Raw genomic sequence first — 20,486 nt, forward strand, 5'->3', positions numbered from 1 at the left:
TCACCTGACGAATGACCGATTTTTGATTTTCAGAACGGTCCATCCGAACCACAACCGGCCCCATACGATTGTAAACAAGAAAGCTGGGGCAAGTATAACTCCGCCATACCAGGAGGAAACCTTGATAGTCATCTCCACTAAGCTAAAGCCGCTAAGCCCGCTGAGGAGAGCCGCTGCCAGCAACACGAACGTCGCTATGATGCTGAACCATAAGTATGACTTACCGTTTCCGCCGAGTTCCTTGTAGGCAAACACAACCCCGAAGCATAACCCGAAGCACACCCACATGACCATGAAGCCAAGAAAAGAACCGACCGGCAGCAGCTCATTCACCCGGCTGAGAAAGGCGAACGGGATAAAGAACAAAATGCCTTGAATTAGCGTCGTGAAAGCCAGCTGTACGTACCGGGCCATCACGATCTCCTGAAGACTAATGGGCAGCTGCTTCATATAAATCAGTCTGCGGGAGAAAATATCGTTCTGATAGTACTTCGTATAGTCGCCGGTAAAAGAGAACGCGATGCAGCTCATCGCGATCAGGAACAAAACGTCCGTAGGGACCAGCAGCGCCCCTTGGGCTTCCTCCAACCCTTTCTGTACGAGAGCGTTGACCAAAAATCCAGAGAAACTGCCAAAGTACAAATAAATAGCGACGGACGCCAACGTTCCCCACCCGGACCGCTTCAACTCGTATTTCGTAATAAACCATGCATTGTTCCACATGCCCAGCACCGCCTATTCAGTGTGTTTACTGTGTATATCTATATGCACAGTATACAGTCAGAGATAATGAATTGCAATCCTAATTTGTTAAGTTCCAGATAAGAAAAATAAAAAGCCTTTCCCGACGAACATGCTCGTCAAGAAAGGCTTTCTTGCAAATCTCATTTATTCGTTAAAAAATGGCGTCCCACAGAGGCTTCGTTTCCCCGCCCGGGTAAACCCAATAAAGCAAGATGTAAACCGTCGCACCGGTAATCGCCGTCGCGAACCAGACGTTGGACGTGATGGGACCGATCTTTCTGTGCTTGGCCAGCTGGTTTTTGAAGCCCCATACGAGCGTCACGATCCCCATCACGCCGCCGACGGTCGCCAGCGTGATGTGAAACAGCAAAAAGATCAAATAGATATTCTTGATGTTGTGAGGACCGCCAAACTCGGTATTGCCGACGAAAATCGTCCTCGACATATACACCGTAAAGAACAAAGGCGCAAAAGCGGCAGCCCAGGTCATCAGCTTTTGATGCTTGGCTATATTCCGCTTCGCAATCTGCCTCCAGCCCAAGGCTACCAAAATCGCGCTGATGATAATAAACGAGGTGCTGAATGCAGGCAAAATGGTGTGCATAGTGACAAGTCCCCTCCGTTACAAGACCGGATCGGGCATCGCCGTACGCGAATCCTGATCGTCTTTTGCCCTTTCGCGAATGTACCAGTTGAAGAAAATATAAGCGAGCGCAGCGCCGTACGTAATCTCTTGCAATATTTTCATGATGACCCCGCCAAGCTGCTGGTCTTCCTGCGGATCGAGCAGCGCGAAGTATTCGGGTCCGGAGAAACTATCCAGAAGCGCCTGCGCATTGCCGGGGATACAGTAGCCCATCGCTTTGGCCCACATTTGCGGATCGTTGTAGGTGGCGAAGACCGGTGTACTGGCAAAAATAATCAAAGCGCATGCGGGCGTAATAAGCACGCCGTTGGCGAATATATACCCCATCTTCTTCAGCTCGCTGAGCCCATTTAATTCCGGGGTTGGCGATAAGATTGGCCACCACATCATGAATGCCGCTATTAACAGGACGAAGAAGAAAATCGTGTGCACCGTATAGTGCGTCATGACGTAATCGTGCACCAGCGGCAAATGATAAAACGAGAACAACATATTGAACGTAACAACGGTAATAAGCGGATTCGTCAAAGCGCGGATCGTCGCGCCTACAGGCTTCCTCGAGATCACCGGACGAACGAGCCAGCCGGGAATGCCCAGCAGTATGAGCGGCGGAGCGGCCAAATAGGCTAGCGACATGGACGTCATATGCGCGCTGAACATCAAGTGTCCCAGCAAGTTCAGCGGACCGCCTTGTGCAAAATAGTAAATCGCGATACCGAGCAGAAATAGCGTTTTTCTGCCCGCCGTCACAGGCGAGCTATTCGAAAACCGGAGTCGTCCAGGCCCCGTCAGCCACAGATAAACGGCTCCGATCGCGATCGTTAACACCATCTGCCACGGGTTCCACAGTTCCCAGAACGAAAAATATTGCAACCCCAACATGGCTTTGCAAACCTCCTTAGTTCAAGCCAAACTCTTGCGCATCGGTCTAATCCCCTAAACCCGACAAACTCAGGACCACGAATGCGCGATTGTTTCTAAACGAAAAGGGGGCGCTTTTATCCAAAGGCCCCCTCCGACATTACCACCAAATCCAATATGTGACTGCCGCGACTCCCGTCAGCGCGATAATGAAACCGAAGGCGATTCCCGTTATCGCGTACGCATGACCGCGGTCTTTCATATGCATCCAGAACGCAAGCTGGAATACCGCTTGAATAATACCGAGTACAAGGATGAACAAAATGGTAAACGTTCTGCCGATCTCCGCGTAGACGACAACAAAAGCGAGAAGCGTCAGTACGATGGAGAAGATGAACGACAAGTAGTGATTTTTCGGACCTTCATGGATGTGCCGTTTTCCGGCGTCCGATGCGGAATGATCATGGCCTGCCATCGTTTAGCCCACCTTTCCCATCAAATACACGACGGTGAAAATGAATACCCATACGACGTCGACAAAGTGCCAGTACAAGCCGAACAAATACAGCTTTGGAGCGGTTACGACGGTCAATTTCTTCTTGCTTAGCTGCAGAAGCAGCAGAACCAGCCACAGCACGCCGAATGCAACGTGAGCTCCGTGGAAACCGACCAACGTGTAGAAGGCCGAGCTGAAGGCGCTCGTCGAGAACGTATGACCTTCGTGCACATATTCAACGAATTCGTATATTTCCAATCCGAGGAAGCCAAGGCCCAGCAGCAGCGTGACAATGAACCACAGATTGATTTTGCCGATATCTTTGCGGTGCATAGCCTGAATGGCCAGTACGCTGGTCAAGCTGCTTGTCAACAACAGGAGCGTCGCGAGAGCGACTGTCGGAAGCTTGAAAAGCTCATGAGCCGCAGGCCCGTCGCCGATCTGGTTGCGCAAGCCGATGAACGTTGCGAACAGTGTACCGAACAGTACCGTCTCTCCGCCGAGGAACAACCAGAAGGCGAGAATTTTATTGCGTCCCTCAAGAGTCGCTTTCTCCGGTTCGGCCGGTAAATTTTTACCTGTCAAATCCGCAGAACTCATACTTTCGCCCCCTTATCCTGAAGCTCTTCGACTTCGATGTGGTAACCGTGATCGTCATAAATGGAACGAAGCATCATGCAGATCAGCGTGACGATAACGCCGCCGGCGCCGACGAAATAATTGTGGTACATAAATCCGTAACCGGCAATGAACAATCCCAAAGACATAACAAACGGCAAGATCGAAGGAGACGGCATGTGAATCGGGCCAAGCGGCTCGGCCGGCGTCATTTCCTTGCGGCCTTCCATCTTTTCTTTAAACAGCGGGTCAAGACCGCGAACGAGCGGAAGCTGCTTGAAGTTGTACTCCGGAGCCGGCGACGGAATCGCCCATTCCAGCGTGCGAGCATCCCACGGATCGGCAGGAGCGTTCATCGGCTTCGTATTCGTTGCGATGATATTGATCAGGAACAGGATCGTACCTACGCCCATGGCGAACGCGCCAATCGTACTGATAAAGTTAAATGTATCAAAGTTCTGGCCTTCCAGATAAGTAAATACGCGACGCGGCATCCCCATCAGACCGAGGAAATGCTGGACGAAGAACGTCAGATGGAAGCCGATGAAGAAGAACCAGAACGTCAGCTTGCCGAGCGTTTCGTTCAGCATCCGTCCGAACATCTTCGGCCACCAATAGTGCAAGCCGGAGAAAATACCGAACACGAGACCGCCTACGATAACGTAGTGAAAGTGCGCCACGACGAAGTAGCTGTCATGGAACTGGAAGTCAGCCGGAGGAGATGCAAGCATAACCCCGGTCATACCGCCCATAACGAAGGTCGGGATAAAGCCCAGTGCGAACAAGCTTGCGGTGGTAAAGCGGATCTGCCCGCCCCACAGCGTAAACAGCCAGTTGAAGATTTTGATGCCCGTCGGCACCGCGATAAGCATCGTCGCTATCGAGAACAAGGCGTTGCCGACAGGGCCGAGTCCGACGGTGAACATGTGGTGGACCCAAACCATGAAGCCAAGGAAGCCGATGATAACGGTAGCAAATACCATCGCGCTGTAACCGAACAAGCGCTTGTGCGAGAACGTACTGACGACTTCGGAGATGATGCCGAAAGCCGGCAATATCAGAATGTATACCTCAGGGTGACCGAATATCCAGAAGATATGCTGCCATAGGACGACGTTCCCGCCCGCTCCGACATCGAAGAAGTTCGCTTCGAATAATCGCTCGAACATGAGAAGCACGAGACCTACGGTAATCGCCGGGAAGGCGAACAGGATCAAGGCCGATGTAATAAAGGATGCCCAAGTAAAGAGCGGCATACGCATGAAGGACATTCCCGGTGCGCGCATGTTGATGATCGTAACCAGGAAGTTGATCCCGCCGATCAGCGTGCCTATACCGGCAATCTGCAGCCCCAGAACATAAAAGTCGACGCCCTTGCCGCTATATGTCGTTGAGGACGAGAGCGGCGTATACGCCGTCCAGCCTGCGTCAGGAGCCCCTTGAAAAAACCAGCTTGTGTTAAGCAAAACGCCGCCAAAGATGAACAGCCAGAGGCCGAGAGCGTTAACGAACGGAAACGCAACGTCGCGCGCCCCGATCTGCAAGGGCACGATCGCATTCATAAAGGCGAATATGAGCGGCATCGCCGCCAAGAAAATCATTGTCGTCCCGTGCATGGTCAACAGCTGATTGAACATGGACGCGTCGACTGCGTCGTTCATCGGTTTAATAAGCTGGACGCGAATCAGAATGGCTTCCAGACCACCGAACAGGAAGAAAACCCCGCCGGCCAGAAGATACAAAATTCCGATTTTCTTATGGTCCACGGTTGTCAGCCAATCCATCAGCCCGCTGTATTTTTTAACCGTATGTGCGTGTGCCAACGTGTAACCCTCCTAAGAACTTTTTCGCCAGCAAAGGCCGCTTGCGTAAGCATCCGCTGAGCTTTACCGGCGATTAAGCTTTCTTGTACGCGAATCTTAATGCTTTTGACCAGCCAAGTATTCAACCAACGCGTTGATTTGTTGATCATTCAAATCGAGGCTTTGCTCCATCTTGCTACCCGGGACGTTTTTCGGATTCGGCATCAAGTTGCCCGGTTTGACTTTTTGCGGATCGTTAAGCCACGTTTGCAGGTTGTTCTTCAAATCGCCAGGATCGCGGTTGAACAATATTCCGGCTACGGTCGAGCGGTCCGCGTAGTTCAAGAGGCTCGGTCCCACTTTGCCGCCTTCGACTTGTTTCGACTGCGTATTGTAGATGGCATGGCAGGCAAGGCACTTGTCTTTGAAAATTTTCTCGCCTTCTTGCGTTTGGGCGGAAGCGGCAACGACTGTCGGCGTTTTCATACCGCCTACCCAACGGTCGAACTCTTCCGGAGAGACTGCTTTCACTTTAAAGTCCATCAAAGCATGGGATTGTCCGCAAAGCTCGGCGCATTTACCGTAGTAAGTACCCGGTTTGTCGGCTTTCAAATAATGCATATTGGTCATGCCCGGATTGGTATCCTTCTTGCCGCCAAGCGCCGGTACCCAGAAGGAGTGGATGACGTCGGCCGATTCCAGGTGGAACGCAATCGTTCTGCCTGTCGGAATGACCAAATCCTGAGCAGTCGTTACTTTCTCGTTCATGTATTCGAATTCCCACCAGAATTGGTGTCCGGTTACTTTGACTTGCAGCGCATTCGGATCCTTGGAGTAATCCTTGTCCAATTCAAACGTATACTTGACGGTCGGTATCGCAATGACGATCAGCAGCAGAAACGGAATAACCGTCCAGATAATCTCCAGCTTGTGATTGCCTTCCACCTGCTTCGGAACCCCGGTTTGCCCCGGCCGTTTGCGAAAACGGACCAGAACATAGACGTAAATGATCGCAACAACCGCAAATACGGCGATCATAACGATCAAAGAGAGGTAAATGACCGATAATTGCTTTTCCGCCACCGGACCTTTCGGATCCAAAGCCGTCAAATTTTCCAAACCACAACCCGTAAGCATGAACGTTAATACCGCAAACAATGGAATTATACGCCATGCAGACTGCCACCGTCTCATTCACTCATCAACCCCAATTCTCTGTGTTTAATAGACCGATCGTCCCTCCAAGACCAATCTATTAGCGCTATCATGGATGGCCACATTTTGTCAACAAACCTAATCACCTTATTAAATATAAATTCGCCGAAACCTTTTGTCAATCGATGTGGGAAAGTTCACAAATTGTTCTAAATCAAAGGGTTTCGGGCATTTTCCGTTTGCAGCGCCGCGCCAAAAGCGCACATCAAGGTTATTTCCATTAAACAGACGGTTTATGCAAAACCGGCCGATTGCATATTTAGAGGGAGCAAAGCAAATGATACGAATGGACTTCTTCTTGACAAGGAGGCAAATCATGAGACGGAATATAACGCTCACCTGCATCGCCTTGGCCGCCCTCGTCTGGATCGCCGCCTGCTCGTACCAGAAACAATTCGAAAGCGGTCCTTCCGATTACGGCAGCCGGACCGAAACGGAGGAAAAACGCAATTACCGCAGCTACAATACGCAGCTCAAGGCGGCAGACCACAACAATACCCGTCTGGACTTCGTCCAATCGACGACCGACGCCGTTGACGAGTTGAAGGGCGTTCGCAGCTCATTCGTCATCGTGACGGACAAGAACGCTTATGTAGCTGCCGTACTGGACAATACGGCGACGGGCATGAAAGGCAAAGGCACGATATTGTTCAGCGACAGGACCATCGCCTCTCCCGGCGTCGACGATCATTCCGATGTGTCTTACGTGCTGCCGCCCGGCGATATCGTGATGGACAAATACAGCTTCGATACGATTCCGAACCCGCAGGATTTATCGAGCGAGCTTGTACGCCGCTTGACCGAGCGCGTGATGGAGCTTCATCCGAACGTAGCCCATGTATTCGTTTCGGCCAATCAGCAGTTCATCAACCGTTTCAGCGAATATGCCCATGAAGCGTGGCGCGGTTCCTCCCTTCAGCCGTATGTCTCCGATTTCAACGCGCTAGTTCAGGATCATTTTGGGGACCATGGCGTTATTGATCCGAATCCCTAATACCCGGGACGCATTCCGAATGTATTTCTTCATCTAAATAGGTTGTTTCCGCTCTGCTCTGCAGCGACCCGCATCGTCCGATGCGGGTTTCTTTCGTCTGTTCTCCCCAAAAAACGAGAAATAGTTCGTTGAACTGGATACATTTATGTAAGAATAGGCAGGAAATTGTCGTTATGAATCGAATAAGTAGTTCTATAACGCCCGCCATATAGGTCGGATTACATAAGGACGGTGTAATAATGGAAAAGTCTACAGGCATTGGCATAGTTTTAGCCTTTGTCGCTCTCTTGGTAGGTATGGTATTAAAGGGAGCTCATCTTAGCTCGCTTGCGAATCCTGCCGCGATTATGATTATCATCTTGGGCACGGTTGCGGCCATCTTCATCGCCTTCCCGATGTCTGACTTGAAAAAGGTCCCTAAGCTGTTCGCCATCCTCTTCAAGCAGCAAAAGCTCGTATCCAAGAAGGAATTGATCCAATTGTTTATCGAGTGGGTTTCCATTACCCGCCGCGAAGGGTTGCTCGCGCTAGAAAGCAAGGTCGACGATATCGACGACATGTTCCTGCGCAACGGCATGCGGATGATCATCGACGGCAACGATCAGGAATTTATCCATGACGTATTAATGGAAGAAATATCGGCTATGGAGGAACGGCACCGCTCGGGCGCGCTGATCTTTACGCAAGCGGGCACCTACGCCCCTACTCTCGGCGTTCTGGGGGCGGTTGTCGGTCTGATCGCCGCGCTCAGCAACTTGAACCAGGTCGAAGCGCTCGGACATTTGATATCGGCGGCCTTCGTGGCCACCTTGCTCGGTATTTTTACCGGCTACGTGCTCTGGCATCCGTTCGCTAACAAGCTGAAGCAAATTTCCAAAAAAGAAGTCGAGGTCAAAATGATGATGGTTGAAGGACTGCTGTCCATTCAATCCGGCATCTCGGCTATCGCGATCGAGCAGAAGCTGTCCGTATTCCTCGCCCCATCCGAACGTTACGCCAGCAATAAAGGAGAGGAAGGCAGTGAACAAAAAGCACAAGCAGCATCATGAGGAGCATATTGACGAGTCCTGGCTTATCCCCTATGCCGACCTGCTGACGCTGCTTCTCGCCTTGTTCATCATCCTGTTCGCTTCCAGCGAAATGGATTCGAAAAAATACAATTCGATCATGCGCAGCTTGAATTCCGCCTTTACCGGCGGCTCGAGCTTTTTCGATCAGCCTCAGGTCGTACCGATCATGGAAGACCCGGCCTCCGATCTGAACAAAAAGCTCGAGGAAGCCAAGCAGCTGTCCGAGAAGCAAGGAGCCGAACAAGAGCAAATCCGCAAGGAAACGGCGGAGCTCCAAGAACTGAAGCAAAAGCTCGATCGATATATTCAAGACAATCAATTGACCACGCAGCTGGAAACGAAGCTGACCAACGATATGCTCATGATTACGATTCGCGATAATGCCCTATATGCGTCCGGCAGCGCAAACGTCAAGCCGGAAGCCCAGAAGCTGGCGGTCACCATCTCCGATATGCTGACCCAATACCCCCAGTATCAGATCGAGGTATCCGGTCATACGGACAACGTGCCGATCCGCAATGCGGAGTTTGAGACGAACTGGGATTTGAGCGCCAAGCGGGCTTTGAATTTTATGAAAATCCTGCTGCAGAACGATAAAATTACCGCCAATCGTTTCCGCGCCATCGGTTATGGGGAATTCCAGCCGATCGACTCGAACGATACCGCCGACGGCCGGGCCAAAAACCGCCGGGTGGAAGTGTCCATCCTAAGAACGATCAAATCGCCTAATGTCATCGGCGCCGACGGCAAGAAGCAATGACCGAACAGCAACGGAAGAGCCCTTTTCTTGACAGGGCTCTTCTTTTTTGCGTTATTGCCGAATAAGATGATACATGACATTCGCAGCCTGTTCGTTGACGCCATGGGTCAACGACCGATTACGGAACGGGAGGTGCGATCTATGACGGATAAACGGGAAGCCGGCGCGAAGCCGCGTTTGTTTGTTTTTACCGGGCCCGACGGTTCGGGACGCAAGACGATAGCGGATATGACGGGATCGACGCTGGAGCTGAAGAAGGCGCTTTCTTACACGACACGCGAACCGCGGCCGGGGGAACGGGAAGGCCAGGACTATCATTTCATCGACCAGGAATCGTTCCTGCAAGCCAAGGCGAACGGAGAGTTTGTCGAAGCGGTGTTTACGGAAGGGCATCATTATGGAATCAAGCAATCCGATATCGAGAAACTTTGGTCAGAGCACCGGTTCGTCTACGTGATCCTGAACCCGGAAGGCGCACGGATGCTGAAGCAGGCTTATGGCGACCGCGTCATCCGTCTCTTCCTGTACGCTGACCGCGAGTCGCTCTGGAGACGGCAGGTGGATCGCGGTGACGGCGTAGAGGCCGTGGAGAGCCGCATGTCGCTGTACAGCGCCGCTATGTCTCATTTGCCGGAATGCGAGCATAGCTTCGAGAACGTGGATTTGTCCCATACGGTGTTTTCCATTACCAATGTGATCGAACGCTATTTGAACCGACAGCTTCTGAATCTGGATTAAACCTATCACAGTATTCTCCATCCCCTCCCCTCGCTCGCGCGGGGTTTTTTCTTGCTTCATTTTGTGACACAATAGAGGCAGGAGGGATGAGCAATGAGAATAGTATCGATCGAACCGACGCCGAGTCCGAATTCAATGAAAATCAATCTGGACGAAAGCTTGCCTAAAGGCGCGAAACGGACCTACACGAAAACCGATTCCACGGCCCCTACCGTCTTTCGTTCCATTCTTGATATACCGGGTGTTACCGCCGTTTTTCATACTGCCGATTTTATCGCGGTGGACCGCACGCCCAAAGGCGACTGGGAACACATTCTAACCCATATTCGCGCCATTCTGGGCTCCGATGAAGTTCACTCCATGGGGGTTCCCGATCCTGCGGCGGGTATGGATACGTACGGCGAAGCGACCGTGCTTATGCAAACGTTCCGCTCGATCCCGATGCAAATCCGCGTGCGCACCGGACTCGAGGAGGCGCGCCGGGCCATGCCGGAGCGTTTCGTTCAAGCGGCCATGAAGGCAGGCAGCGCCTCGCCGAATCTGATTAAGGAGCGAACGCTGGAGGAAATGGGGGTTCGTTACGGGGATTTGCAGGAGATTGCCGAACAAATCGTGCAGGAGCTGGACGCCTCCTATTCCGACGAACGGCTGGCCGAACTTGTGCAGGCGGCCGAAACGGCCGGAACTGGTGGAGAGGTGACTCCACCGGCTCCTAAGGAGGAGCTGCCCTCCGAGGAAGTCGATCGTTTGCTCGACGACCCCGACTGGAAAGTACGCTATGCCGCTTTGCAGCAAATGAAGCCCGTTCCCGAGAAGCTGCCCTTGTTGGCCAAAGCGATTAACGACCCGCAATCGTCGGTACGGAGGCTTGCTTCTGTTTATTTGGGCGATATTCGCGAGCCGGAGGCGCTCCCCTACTTGTTCCAAGCTTTGCGCGATGATTCCGTATCCGTACGCAGAACCGCCGGCGACACCCTATCCGACGTCGGAGATCCCGCGGCGATCGGTCCGATGACGGAAGCGCTGCGCGACAAAAACAAGCTCGTCCGCTGGCGCGCTGCCCGCTTCTTGTACGAAGCCGGAGATGACACGGTTTTGCCGGCTCTTCATGAAGCAGCCGACGACGCCGAATTCGAAGTCCGCATGCAAGTCAAAATGGCCATCGAGCGGATCGAAGGCGGCGGAGCGGCCGAAGGCTCGGTTTGGCAGCAGATGACGCGCCGCAACGAAAGCTGAATCTCTACCGGAATAACAAAGAAGGGTTGTCCGACGGACAGCCCTCCTTTGTTATCGATTTCGTTATTTTCCTCTGCTTGCCCCTTTTTTAGCTGTCGAGGCATAGCGCGGCGTATGTTTGCCGCCTTTTCCTGCGGGCTTGGAACCGTTCCGGTCAAAACTTCCGTTCCGCCCGCGGCCTTGCCCGAAGGAGGAAGGCTTGCGGCTTGCCCCCGGTTTGGCGACAGGCTTCTTGGCGACTTCGCTTGCCATGAGCGAACCCTCTGCGTTGCGACGCGGAAGCTTCGCGCCGATCTTGCTTTCCAGCTTGGCGAGACGGATCTTGTCGCGTGTCGTGGCCAAGGTGATCGCTACGCCGCTTTCTCCGGCGCGTCCCGTACGGCCGATGCGGTGAATGTACCACTCCACATCCTGCGGCACGTCATAGTTGAAGACGTGGGTTACCCCCTCGATATCCAGACCGCGCGCGGCAATGTCCGTTGCGACAAGCACCTGCAACTTGGCTTCGCGGAACCGCTTGAGCACGAATTCGCGCTTCGCCTGGGAAAGCTCGCCATGCAGCGCATCGGCTTCGATGCCTTCCTCTTTCAACGCTTCGTTGAGCTTGTTCGCTCTTCCTTTCGAGCTGCAGAACACGATAGCCAAGTAAGGACGATAATGCGCAATCAGTTGAAGCAGCGTCTTCGTTTTATCGGATTCGGGCGTCTCTACTACAGCCTGCTCAATCTCCGCGACCATTACCTGCTTGCCGGCAACCCGCAGCTGTTCCGGCTTGCGCATATACCGTTCGGACAGCTCGCGGATCGGCTGCGGCATCGTGGCGGAGAACAGCATCACCTGTCTCTTGTCCGAGGTCAGCGCGATCAGCGTCTCCACTTCCTCCAGAAAGCCCCTGCGCAGCATTTCGTCAGCTTCGTCCACAACTACCATGCGTACCCCGATTAACGAAAGCGTCCCGCGTTTAACATGATCGAGCAGTCTCCCCGGCGTACCGACGACAACGGAAGGAATTCGCTCCAGCTTGCGGTTTTGCCGGTCGATATCCGTACCGCCGTAGATCGCATGAACCTCGGCTTCTACCAAAGGAGCGAGCCGTCCGGCTTCTTTGGCGATCTGTACCGCCAGCTCCCGCGTCGGCGTGATGATCAGCGCTTGCGTGAAAGGCCGCTTCGGTTCAAGCCGCTCCAATATCGGCAGCACAAAAGCAAGCGTCTTCCCGGTGCCGGTCTGCGCTTGAGCGACCACATCCCTCCCCGCCAGAAGCAGCGGAATGGATTGCGTTTGAACCGGCGTTGGTTCGTGTATGCCATGGGAGGCCAGTTCTTTTTGAAATTCCGGCCGAACGCCCAGTTTTACAAATTCGGAGCTCATCGTTGTTGTTCACCTTTCCCGTTTCGGATGCAACCATTTTTCCCACTATATCACAATGGTACAGGTTCTACAAACCGCATGGAATACCGGCAAATAACAAATACCATTATTTTACGCATAGTCGCGGGAATGATGGGAACGATAGGTATGAACTGGATAGACCGGGAAACGTCGTACCGGAAAGAGGGAAAAAAGCCCGTATGTCACATCTGCGCGATATCCATCCGAAGCAATTGGCGGACCGTCTTGCCGATCGGCTCAATCACCCGCCGGACTTGATTAACCGAACGTTTACCCTATCGGAGAGCGTTCAACTGCACTGCCTGTTTATGCAAACACTCGTCGACATGGGGAAGATTGAGGATTACGTATTTCAGTTTCTGGATGGAGCACAGGCAGGCGGCACTGGCGACAAGCCCGAAAAGCTCGCTTCCGATTTATTGAAGAAAATACCGCTCGTCCCCTCGCAGGTAGCAACCGAGTTCGATGCCTGCATCCAAGGCTTGCTGAACGGACAGTGCATTCTGCTGCTGCCGCATACGAATGAAGTTTTGCTGTTGGACGCTTCCGCTACAATCAATCGGGCGATTTCCGAGCCCAAAACCGAGACCACGGTGCACGGGCCGCGTGAAGGGCTTACCGAAAATATTGAGCTGAATTTGTGCCTGCTGCGCAAAAGAATCAGAGACCCCGATTTCTGTGTCGAGCTGCTGGAAGTCGGAAACGTGACCAAAACGAAGCTCCATCTCCTTTACCTGCGTCACATGGCTCCTCCCGATGTCTTGGCATGCTTCCGGTCGCGGATTCGCTCGATCAAAACCGATGCGATACTGGACAGCACCTTTGTAGAGGAGTGGATTCAGGATAAAACGTTCTCCCCGTTCCCGACCATGCTGGAGACGGAGCGCCCAGATGTGGCGGCTTCGCATATTTTGGAGGGACGGGTGGTCGTGCTGGTCGATGGCAGCCCTTTTGCGCTGGTGGGCCCGATTACGTTTTTTCAATTTTTTACGGCGCCGGAAGACTATTACCAGAGAGCTGATATCGCGACCTTGCTGCGCTGGCTGAGAATGCTGTCCTTTATGCTGGCCGTGTTCGTTCCTTCCATTTACATCGCCGTCGTCTCTTATCATCAGGAACTGCTGCCGAATCCGCTGCTGATCAACATTGCGGCTCAGCGGGAAGGCGTCCCTTTCCCCGCTTTTTTAGAGGCGCTACTTATGATGGTTACCTTTGAAGTGCTGCGTGAGGCAGGCCTTCGCATGCCGCGCATTGCCGGTCAGGCTATCTCCATCGTAGGCGCGCTTGTGCTGGGAGAGGCAGCTGTTCAAGCAGGGCTAGTTACGGCCGCTATGGTCATTGTCGTGTCGACTACGGCGATTTCCAACTTCGTCTCTCCCGCTTACAGCTTTGGCATTACCCAAAGGCTTCTGCAGTTTGTCTATATGGCTCTTGCCGGCTTTATGGGGCTGTTCGGTGTTTTATGCGGAGTGTTGTTCACCCTCGTCCATTTAACCTCCATCCGGTCATTTGGCGTACCTTATATGGCCCCGTTGGCGCCAACCGTGTTACAGGATTGGAAAGATATTGTGGTTCGGGCACCCCGTTCGTTCATGAAGAAGCCTCCGCTCATGAACCGCAAGAAGATCAAGTAGAAGGTGAGACGATTGCGTGGAGAAAAGCTGTTGCTGCTCGTATGCGCCGTGTGCTGCCTGTTCGGGCTGACCGGATGCTGGGATTTGGCCGAGGTCAATCAATTGGCGATCGGCTCGCTGGCCGGGGGAGACGTGGACCCGAAGACGAATAACCAAATCGTCTACTACCATATTATTAATCCTTCGGCGATCGCCGCCCAGCGGGGAACGACCGTTAAGGCTCCGGTCTACTCGTACCGGGTGGAAGCCCCGACACTGGCCCAGTTGTCGAAAAAGTCCTCCGATGTGATCCCGCGAGAGCTGTTTCCCGACCAATTTCAATCTTATCTGGTGTCGGAACGGTTTGCGAGGCAAGGTCTCGAGCCGTTTATTAACTTTATTGAGCGGCAGTACAACCGCCGAACCGATCTTTACCTTCTCGTAACCGATACGCCAATGGAAGAGATGATGGATACCTTCACGCTGCTGGAAAAAGTGCCGGGACGCTATTTGCGTTCGTTGGTCGAGTGGCAGGCCAAATCGTCCAGCACAGTCAGCCTGAAATCCAGGATCAAGGATCTGATCGAGAATATGGAGAGCTCGCGTCTGACCGTACTTCCCCTTGTATCGCTACACCAGCCAACACAGGCGGACAATACGGCAAGATATGAGAAAATAGACGGCAGCAAGAGCAGTATCCAGGTGAACGGAGGCGCGGTATTCAACAAGGATACCATGATCGGAAAGCTCGATTTGCTCGATGTGTCCGTGTACCATCTGCTTAAAGGAGACACGAAGATCTTTTATTCGAACATCGAGCTGCCCTCCGGTCCGGTCGACCTTTCCGCGACCAAGATCAAGTCGAAAAAGCGGCTTTCGCTCGTAGAAGGCAAACCCGTCCTAGAAGTGAACCTCCGGGCCAGCCTGGTAATTCTGAACAATGAACAAAAAGTAAAATTGACAACGGCCAACGTCGCCGAGATCAAAGAAGCGTTCAACGATCAAATCAAAGCGCTGGGGGAAGCTTTCTTTCAGCATTACACGGAAAAGGGTTGGGACTTGTTCGGACTGGAGGAGAGCGTCAAGAACAAACGCGGGGAGCAGTGGGCCCAAGCCCGGGAAGACAACAAATTGTGGCGGAAGACGATCATCCGCGTCCAAGCGTCCAGTACATTAAGAGATGTCGGTGGCGCGATTGATCCGTATAAAGGAGCGCATTGACCTAGTACAAAGTCAGAGCTAATCCTGTGTATGCCAGGAGGCTCGCTCCCTTGAGGTACAAGGGATTCAGTCTATTCCAAGGATACCGATTAAGGTCTGACTTTGTACTAATCCAGAAGGAGGCTTGCGGATGATCTGGTTTATCCTTTTTTTCATCCTGGCGTTCGGCCTCGCACTCTATCAAATGCGCCGGCAGCGCAAGCCGGCCAAGGAAATCGCCGTTTTCTGCACGATCGCATCGATAGGCTTTGTGTGCTGGATCTTTGTGTTTCTGGAACGGCCTCTCAAACCCAATCATTGGATTGCCTGGGTTATAGACAGGCTCGGGCTCTAAGCAAAAACATGGAAGACGTCACCATCTTAGGCGGGGTGAGGAAATGAGAGAACAGGTTCGGATCAGCAGCTGGCAGTTTTATCTTCTAAGCTTCGTCTATACGATGGGGACGACGTTCTTTCTCCGTCCCGGAGCCCTTATCGCCATTGCCAAGCAGGATGCCTGGATAGTATGGACGTGGACTGGAGCAGCCGGAATCGGAATGGTCTACTTATGGGTAAAACTGGCAGAGCAGTACCCCCAAATGACATGGATTGAAATATGTACGGCGGCTGCAGGCAAATGGCTCGGCGGCGCGATCGCCCTGCTGTATATCGGCTTCTTCATCCAATTATCCAGTTGGGTTGTCCGGAATTTGGGCGATTTTATGACCACTACTTTAATGCCGCGGACCCCGATTTCCGTCTTTCACATCATGCTGCTGCTTGTAGTCTGCTATGCCGCGATCAAGGGACCCGAGACGATCGCCAGAACGAACGAGATTCTGACACCCGTCATTATGTTGACGTTCCTGGTCATATGTTTTCTAATGATTCCTGAATGGGATACAGAACGGCTGCAGCCCGCCTTCCGCCTAAACGTGTGGAAGACGGTAAGGGAGACGCGCAACATTATCGCCTTCCCCTTCATTGAGGTTATCACATTGATGATGCTGTTCCCGTATGTGCGGAAGGGTGGAAAAAAAGCGTTATTCTGGGGAGTGCTTATCGGCGCGCTCTTCCTATGCGCCCTAACGTTGTTTATGGTAGGCGTTCTGGGGGTCACGCGCGCGTCGCACGGAACGTCCCCCTTGTTTCTGATCGTCCAGGAAATCCGGATTGGCTCGTTCATCGAGCATCTCGAGGCTTCGGTCACGGTTGTTTTGCTGGTGGCGATCTTCATCAAGCTGTCTACGACGTTTTACGCCGCCGTATTCGGACTTTGTCAGCTGCTCGGCCTGAAAGATAGAACGTGGGTCGCCGTGCCGCTTATCTTGATCGTCTCCAGTTTGGCTCTTGGCAGCGAAAACATTGTGGAAAATATTTCGTGGGACACCCGGTATGTGTTCGAATACGAGCTTTTGTACGGCCTTTTGTTTCCGCTCCTATTCCTGGTGCTTGCCCGGTTTCGCAAGCGGCGTGTACGAAGCTGAATTCTGGATCTGCCCCGCCTCCGGAGGGCAACGTTTGCAAGCGGCAGCAAGCCGCCCTCCGGGGCGAGAACTTAGGTGAGGCGCACCTTGTGCATTGGCATCTACCTTGCGAACACGATTGTTGCGAGAATCTGCGGTATAAGGTTGCCTGAATGTCCGTGCGACCGGAAGGGCGATCTAATTGAGCTCCAGCGCCAGATCTGAAGCTTTATCAAAAACAAAAAAAAGCCTTATGAATCAAGGCTTTTCGATCTCATGATGGAGCGGGTGATGGGAATCGAACCCACGCTATTAGCTTGGAAGGCTAAAGTTCTACCATTGAACTACACCCGCATATCAGGGAAATACAAAATGGTCGGGACGACACGATTTGAACATGCGACCCCCTGGTCCCAAACCAGGTGCTCTACCAAGCTGAGCTACGTCCCGTTTCTGAAAGTCACATATGCTATTTTACCATAAGCGACTTTCATGTCAACCTTTTTTCCCAGAATTATCATCATCGGTATGCTACAGCATCGATTGCAGACGGACGACTGCCTGTACGCGGTCGACTACATCCAGCTTGCTGTATACGGTGCTGATATAATTGCGAACGGTCCCTTCGGCAATGCGCAGCTACGCCGCGACTTCCCGGTTGCTTGCTCCTTTCACGAGCAGAAGGGATATGCTTTTCCCGCTCGCCAAAATAAGACGACGTGACAATCGAAAGCTCAAGTCGTGCCGTTGAGTGCCTTCTCCGCCGAGGTCGGGAGCCCCGGCCGATACAAAGGAATCCGGATGAGTAGCAAACAGCCTTCACCCTCTCGAGGAAAGCTTGAAGCATAATCGCATACCGGCTTGCCAGCATTGTTCATCCAGCAATTCCGTCGCAAGGCGCAAATAGGCCAGCGCTGTCTCGTAGGCAAGCGCCTGCTTGGCCTGCAGCGCCCTTCTTACGTTCAGTTCTGCAAGCTCCACCTGCCTAGAAATGTGTCTAGCCGATTCCGCCGTTCGATTCAAATGATGCAAAATGAGAAAAATATCTTCCTCCTCTCCCCGTTTCCACTTATCCGCCAGTTCCCAGCCTATCCCAGCATGAATCCGGAGGCGATCGGCCTGAGGGAGCCGGGTGTACAGTGACGTCTGGATTTGATCGTGCCGGAAGACGTACTCGCCGGCCCATGCCCCTTTAGGCTACAAAAGCCGTTCGCGAACGGCATCCCCTGCCAGTTCCCTAACCGTTTCAGACGGAAGGCCCGTTATGCGCGCTAAGCGCTGGCGTAACGAGACGGAGGCATCTTCTCCAAACATTTATGAACGATTTCCGCTACCATCGAATCGAGCCATTGCACTCATGGACGAGCTCCGGCCAAGAAGCCAAATGGTGATAAGCCCATTCCAGAGCATTGTTTCCGTGAAACGGCAGGCTTCCGGTAAACCATTCATATAGCAGCACGCCGATCGAATACACATCAGCCCGATAGTCCGGCGCCTGTCCCATACAAGACTAAGTTAAGAGCCGGGATACGGCTCCGCAATAGAAGGCAGCCGGCCAGAAGCGATCGACTGCCTTTATTAAATCGAGGGAGAAATGTTTTTTGATGTCGTCCCTACCCCAGCAGAGCTATTCGCCGTCTTAAGGGCTCTTAATCAGACGCATGATCGTGTCGACAGCCGACAGCGATACTTGCGGATACCCTTTTACCGGCAGCAAAATAATGCCGTGCAGCAGCGAAATGAACAACAACGCCTTTTCCTCCGGGTCGCCCTGGATCACCGATCCGTCGCGCTGCCCTTCCTCCATAATTTGAATCAGCGGCCGATAATTGTCGACCGACTGTCTGATCATCGCCTGCTTTTCTTCGTACGGGAACATTTCCACCGTTTTGGCCTGCAGGACGAGTAAAAAATATTTGACGATATCGCTGCTCTGCACGTACGTTTCGGCCAGCCAGCGCAGCTTGTCGATGGCCAGACCAGGCTGTGCCCGCGCTTCGCTCAGCCGCTCGACAAAATTACTGCCCGCCGTGCCCAGCAGGTGCGCATAAATTTCCTCTTTCGAAGCGAAATAGTTATAGAGATTGGCGTGGCTCAAACCGACAGCAGCTGCAATTTCACTCATTTTGGAAGCGACGAGCCCGCGGCGGGAAAATACCTCCAGCGCAGCATCGAGAATTTGCTGCCGACGCGCTTCGCGCTGCAGGCGGTCCTTGCTTGCATTTCGGGCCAACCGAAATCCCTCCTTACATTAAACCATCTGTCGATGCATATGTAGCACGTGCGGCCGCAACTGGCGGAAGCTCGTACGATCTTATGACGGGGCGGCTTCAGCGACACGGTGATTATATCACGTTTGGGGAGGAGGAAAAAACACTCGGTTTAAAAACCGACTATTCCGAGTTGACAAAAGGTATTTAGGGTGATACGCTTAGACCATTCTAAACTGACTGACACATCAGTAAGTTAGTAAAACTGAGGTGCTTCATGAATCTACTGGACTACCGGAGGTTCAGCTTGCAGGACATTCTGCAGGTTGTGCCTCCATTTTTTTACGAGATCAGAAAGTATAAGCTCCGGAGCAATTCTCCCTGATCTCGCATGAAAAGTTTCCGCTAACACCGGGCCAACTACCCGAGGCGATTCAATAGAAGCTTTTCTCATTAGGAGGAGGAATATCCATGTCAGACACGATCGCTCAAGAGGAACGGCCGCTAAAGCTGCCATATCGCAACCAGTTCAAGGGAGCCCGCGTGCTGAACAGGCTGCCGGCGGGGGTGCAGGAACGGCCGTATACGCTGTTCGTCGTCAAGCCGCTCGGACCGCTGATCGGCGCAGAGATCACCGGCATCGACCTGAGCGAGCCGATAGGGCCGGAGATTAAGGCCGAGCTGAACCGGGCCTTGCTCGAATGGAAGGTGATTTTTTTTCGCAACCAGCGCATAACGACCGAGCAGCAGCTTGCTTTCGGCAAGCTGTGGGGCGAGCTGGAGACGCATCCCTTCTCACCGCGCGGCGCTCATGACGAAATCGTCCGGTTGGCCAAGGACGAGAAGGAGGCCGGCAAGGAGAACAGCTGGCACGCCGATGTGACCTGGCGGCCGAATCCGGCACTCGGTACGGTGCTGCGGTTGATCGAGGTGCCCGCGCACGGCGGCGATACGCTGTTCGCTGATATGGGAGCGGCTTACGATAACTTGGCCGATGACGTCAAAGCGCAAATCGACGGGCTGAAGGCGTACCACGATTTCACCCATGTGTTCGGCAGCCGTCTGTCGCCCGAACGGTTGGCCGCTTACCAGCAGCAGTTTCCGCCGGCCGCTCATCCGGTCGTGCGTACGCATCCGGAAACCGGCCGCAAGCTGCTGTTCGTCAATTCGTCCTTTACGACGCGCATTGTCGGCTGGGAGCCGGAGGCGAGCGAACGGCTTCTGCAGCACCTGTTTCAACAGGCGGCCGTACCGGAGTATCAGGTTCGGTTCCGCTGGGAAGCCGACTCGATCGCATTCTGGGACAACCGCGCAACCCAGCATTACGCCGTGTCCGATTATTACCCGCACCGCCGAGTGGCGGAGCGCGTGGCGATCGTAGGCGACCGGCCATACTGAAGCGCAGTACGCAAGGCGTTTGCCGGA

Annotated in this window: 21 protein-coding genes and 2 tRNA genes; 10 read left to right on the forward strand and 13 right to left on the reverse strand. The window is 53.2% G+C overall.

Annotation, left to right across the window (positions count from 1 at the left end):
• From ABD796_RS25905 to coxB, 7 genes are all read right to left on the reverse strand, one after another.
• Window positions 1-723, reverse strand: coding sequence for an ABC-2 transporter permease (locus ABD796_RS25905; RefSeq protein ID WP_344913509.1), 723 nt, complete (start codon window positions 721-723; stop codon window positions 1-3).
• A 172-nt stretch (window positions 724-895) separates the two neighbouring features.
• The gene (locus tag ABD796_RS25910) at window positions 896-1,348 is read right to left on the reverse strand and encodes a DUF420 domain-containing protein (RefSeq protein ID WP_344913512.1); all 453 of its coding nucleotides are present in this window, start codon (window positions 1,346-1,348) and stop codon (window positions 896-898) included.
• 18 nt (window positions 1,349-1,366) lie between these two features.
• Window positions 1,367-2,272, reverse strand: a complete 906-nt coding sequence (gene ctaG / locus ABD796_RS25915) for a cytochrome c oxidase assembly factor CtaG (RefSeq protein ID WP_344913515.1) — start codon at window positions 2,270-2,272, stop codon at window positions 1,367-1,369.
• Between the two features lie 139 nt (window positions 2,273-2,411).
• The gene (locus tag ABD796_RS25920) at window positions 2,412-2,726 is read right to left on the reverse strand and encodes a cytochrome C oxidase subunit IV family protein (RefSeq protein WP_344913518.1); all 315 of its coding nucleotides are present in this window, start codon (window positions 2,724-2,726) and stop codon (window positions 2,412-2,414) included.
• Between the two features lie 3 nt (window positions 2,727-2,729).
• Window positions 2,730-3,347 (reverse strand): cytochrome c oxidase subunit 3, encoded by a 618-nt coding sequence (locus tag ABD796_RS25925; protein WP_344913521.1) that lies wholly within the window; start codon window positions 3,345-3,347, stop codon window positions 2,730-2,732.
• Entirely contained in the window at window positions 3,344-5,188 is a 1,845-nt protein-coding gene (gene ctaD / locus ABD796_RS25930) for a cytochrome c oxidase subunit I (protein WP_344913524.1), read from the reverse strand. Before ctaD ends, ABD796_RS25925 begins: the two co-directional genes overlap by 4 nt.
• 96 nt (window positions 5,189-5,284) lie before the next feature.
• The gene (gene coxB, locus ABD796_RS25935) at window positions 5,285-6,361 is read right to left on the reverse strand and encodes a cytochrome c oxidase subunit II (protein ID WP_344913527.1); all 1,077 of its coding nucleotides are present in this window, start codon (window positions 6,359-6,361) and stop codon (window positions 5,285-5,287) included.
• Between the two features lie 337 nt (window positions 6,362-6,698).
• Here coxB and ABD796_RS25940 point away from each other — a divergent pair, with 337 nt between their 5' ends.
• The 5 genes from ABD796_RS25940 to ABD796_RS25960 all read left to right on the forward strand — a co-directional run bounded on the left by ABD796_RS25940 (window position 6,699) and on the right by ABD796_RS25960 (window position 11,180).
• A complete protein-coding gene (locus tag ABD796_RS25940; RefSeq protein WP_344913530.1) occupies window positions 6,699-7,376 on the forward strand; it encodes a hypothetical protein in 678 nt (225 codons plus the stop codon).
• 239 nt (window positions 7,377-7,615) lie between these two features.
• Entirely contained in the window at window positions 7,616-8,425 is an 810-nt protein-coding gene (motA, locus tag ABD796_RS25945; protein ID WP_344913533.1) for a flagellar motor stator protein MotA, read from the forward strand.
• Window positions 8,397-9,206: a flagellar motor protein MotB gene (gene motB, locus ABD796_RS25950; protein ID WP_344913536.1), complete on the forward strand. Its 810-nt coding sequence runs from the start codon at window positions 8,397-8,399 to the stop codon at window positions 9,204-9,206. The genes motA and motB overlap by 29 nt, the downstream gene beginning before the upstream one ends.
• Before the next feature lie 141 nt (window positions 9,207-9,347).
• The gene (locus ABD796_RS25955) at window positions 9,348-9,944 is read left to right on the forward strand and encodes a guanylate kinase (protein WP_344913539.1); all 597 of its coding nucleotides are present in this window, start codon (window positions 9,348-9,350) and stop codon (window positions 9,942-9,944) included.
• A gap of 93 nt (window positions 9,945-10,037) precedes the next feature.
• Complete coding sequence (locus ABD796_RS25960; RefSeq protein WP_344913542.1) at window positions 10,038-11,180, forward strand: conserved virulence factor C family protein; 1,143 nt, start codon at window positions 10,038-10,040, stop codon at window positions 11,178-11,180.
• A gap of 63 nt (window positions 11,181-11,243) precedes the next feature.
• Here the strand turns inward: ABD796_RS25960 and ABD796_RS25965 are convergent, their stop codons facing one another.
• Window positions 11,244-12,551 carry a DEAD/DEAH box helicase gene (locus tag ABD796_RS25965; RefSeq protein ID WP_344913545.1) on the reverse strand — a complete coding sequence of 436 codons (1,308 nt, stop codon included), beginning with the start codon at window positions 12,549-12,551 and terminating at the stop codon, window positions 11,244-11,246.
• A gap of 200 nt (window positions 12,552-12,751) precedes the next feature.
• Between ABD796_RS25965 and ABD796_RS25970 the strand changes: the two genes are divergently transcribed.
• From ABD796_RS25970 to ABD796_RS25985, 4 genes are all read left to right on the forward strand, one after another.
• Window positions 12,752-14,206: a spore germination protein gene (locus ABD796_RS25970; RefSeq protein ID WP_344913548.1), complete on the forward strand. Its 1,455-nt coding sequence runs from the start codon at window positions 12,752-12,754 to the stop codon at window positions 14,204-14,206.
• Window positions 14,207-14,209: 3 nt separating this feature from the next.
• The gene (locus tag ABD796_RS25975) at window positions 14,210-15,406 is read left to right on the forward strand and encodes a Ger(x)C family spore germination protein (RefSeq protein WP_344913551.1); all 1,197 of its coding nucleotides are present in this window, start codon (window positions 14,210-14,212) and stop codon (window positions 15,404-15,406) included.
• Window positions 15,407-15,536: 130 nt separating this feature from the next.
• A complete protein-coding gene (locus ABD796_RS25980; protein WP_344913554.1) occupies window positions 15,537-15,740 on the forward strand; it encodes a hypothetical protein in 204 nt (67 codons plus the stop codon).
• Between the two features lie 43 nt (window positions 15,741-15,783).
• Window positions 15,784-16,872 carry a GerAB/ArcD/ProY family transporter gene (locus ABD796_RS25985; protein WP_344913557.1) on the forward strand — a complete coding sequence of 363 codons (1,089 nt, stop codon included), beginning with the start codon at window positions 15,784-15,786 and terminating at the stop codon, window positions 16,870-16,872.
• A 259-nt stretch (window positions 16,873-17,131) separates the two neighbouring features.
• On the opposite strand, the gene ABD796_RS25990 is transcribed toward ABD796_RS25985, so the two are convergent.
• The 5 genes from ABD796_RS25990 to ABD796_RS26010 all read right to left on the reverse strand — a co-directional run bounded on the left by ABD796_RS25990 (window position 17,132) and on the right by ABD796_RS26010 (window position 19,084).
• Window positions 17,132-17,205: transfer RNA gene (locus ABD796_RS25990), tRNA-Gly, on the reverse strand.
• A 19-nt stretch (window positions 17,206-17,224) separates the two neighbouring features.
• Window positions 17,225-17,301 (reverse strand) — tRNA-Pro (locus ABD796_RS25995).
• Window positions 17,302-17,382: 81 nt separating this feature from the next.
• A complete protein-coding gene (locus ABD796_RS26000; protein WP_344913620.1) occupies window positions 17,383-17,490 on the reverse strand; it encodes a LuxR C-terminal-related transcriptional regulator in 108 nt (35 codons plus the stop codon).
• 180 nt (window positions 17,491-17,670) lie between these two features.
• Window positions 17,671-17,883 (reverse strand): hypothetical protein, encoded by a 213-nt coding sequence (locus tag ABD796_RS26005; RefSeq protein ID WP_344913560.1) that lies wholly within the window; start codon window positions 17,881-17,883, stop codon window positions 17,671-17,673.
• Window positions 17,884-18,490: 607 nt separating this feature from the next.
• Window positions 18,491-19,084, reverse strand: a complete 594-nt coding sequence (locus ABD796_RS26010; protein ID WP_344913563.1) for a TetR/AcrR family transcriptional regulator — start codon at window positions 19,082-19,084, stop codon at window positions 18,491-18,493.
• A gap of 448 nt (window positions 19,085-19,532) precedes the next feature.
• Here ABD796_RS26010 and ABD796_RS26015 point away from each other — a divergent pair, with 448 nt between their 5' ends.
• Window positions 19,533-20,459, forward strand: a complete 927-nt coding sequence (locus ABD796_RS26015) for a TauD/TfdA dioxygenase family protein (protein ID WP_344913565.1) — start codon at window positions 19,533-19,535, stop codon at window positions 20,457-20,459.
• Window positions 20,460-20,486 lie beyond the last annotated feature (27 nt).

It is taken from the genome of Paenibacillus hodogayensis, assembly GCF_039536325.1.
Classification (GTDB): Bacteria; Bacillota; Bacilli; order Paenibacillales; family NBRC-103111; genus Paenibacillus_AB; species Paenibacillus_AB hodogayensis.

What these genes read in the sequence shown, in the direction of transcription:
- ABD796_RS25905 (WP_344913509.1), bottom strand. Translation starts at nt 723, where the DNA reads ATGTGGAACAATGCATGGTTTATTACGAAATACGAGTTGAAGCGGTCC.
- ABD796_RS25910 (WP_344913512.1), bottom strand. Translation starts at nt 1,348, where the DNA reads ATGCACACCATTTTGCCTGCATTCAGCACCTCGTTTATTATCATCAGC.
- ctaG (WP_344913515.1), bottom strand. Translation starts at nt 2,272, where the DNA reads ATGTTGGGGTTGCAATATTTTTCGTTCTGGGAACTGTGGAACCCGTGG.
- ABD796_RS25920 (WP_344913518.1), bottom strand. Translation starts at nt 2,726, where the DNA reads ATGGCAGGCCATGATCATTCCGCATCGGACGCCGGAAAACGGCACATC.
- ABD796_RS25925 (WP_344913521.1), bottom strand. Translation starts at nt 3,347, where the DNA reads ATGAGTTCTGCGGATTTGACAGGTAAAAATTTACCGGCCGAACCGGAG.
- coxB (WP_344913527.1), bottom strand. Translation starts at nt 6,361, where the DNA reads ATGAGACGGTGGCAGTCTGCATGGCGTATAATTCCATTGTTTGCGGTA.
- ABD796_RS25940 (WP_344913530.1), top strand. Translation starts at nt 6,699, where the DNA reads ATGAGACGGAATATAACGCTCACCTGCATCGCCTTGGCCGCCCTCGTC.
- motA (WP_344913533.1), top strand. Translation starts at nt 7,616, where the DNA reads ATGGAAAAGTCTACAGGCATTGGCATAGTTTTAGCCTTTGTCGCTCTC.
- ABD796_RS25955 (WP_344913539.1), top strand. Translation starts at nt 9,348, where the DNA reads ATGACGGATAAACGGGAAGCCGGCGCGAAGCCGCGTTTGTTTGTTTTT.
- ABD796_RS25960 (WP_344913542.1), top strand. Translation starts at nt 10,038, where the DNA reads ATGAGAATAGTATCGATCGAACCGACGCCGAGTCCGAATTCAATGAAA.
- ABD796_RS25965 (WP_344913545.1), bottom strand. Translation starts at nt 12,551, where the DNA reads ATGAGCTCCGAATTTGTAAAACTGGGCGTTCGGCCGGAATTTCAAAAA.
- ABD796_RS25970 (WP_344913548.1), top strand. Translation starts at nt 12,752, where the DNA reads ATGTCACATCTGCGCGATATCCATCCGAAGCAATTGGCGGACCGTCTT.
- ABD796_RS25980 (WP_344913554.1), top strand. Translation starts at nt 15,537, where the DNA reads ATGATCTGGTTTATCCTTTTTTTCATCCTGGCGTTCGGCCTCGCACTC.
- ABD796_RS25985 (WP_344913557.1), top strand. Translation starts at nt 15,784, where the DNA reads ATGAGAGAACAGGTTCGGATCAGCAGCTGGCAGTTTTATCTTCTAAGC.
- ABD796_RS26015 (WP_344913565.1), top strand. Translation starts at nt 19,533, where the DNA reads ATGTCAGACACGATCGCTCAAGAGGAACGGCCGCTAAAGCTGCCATAT.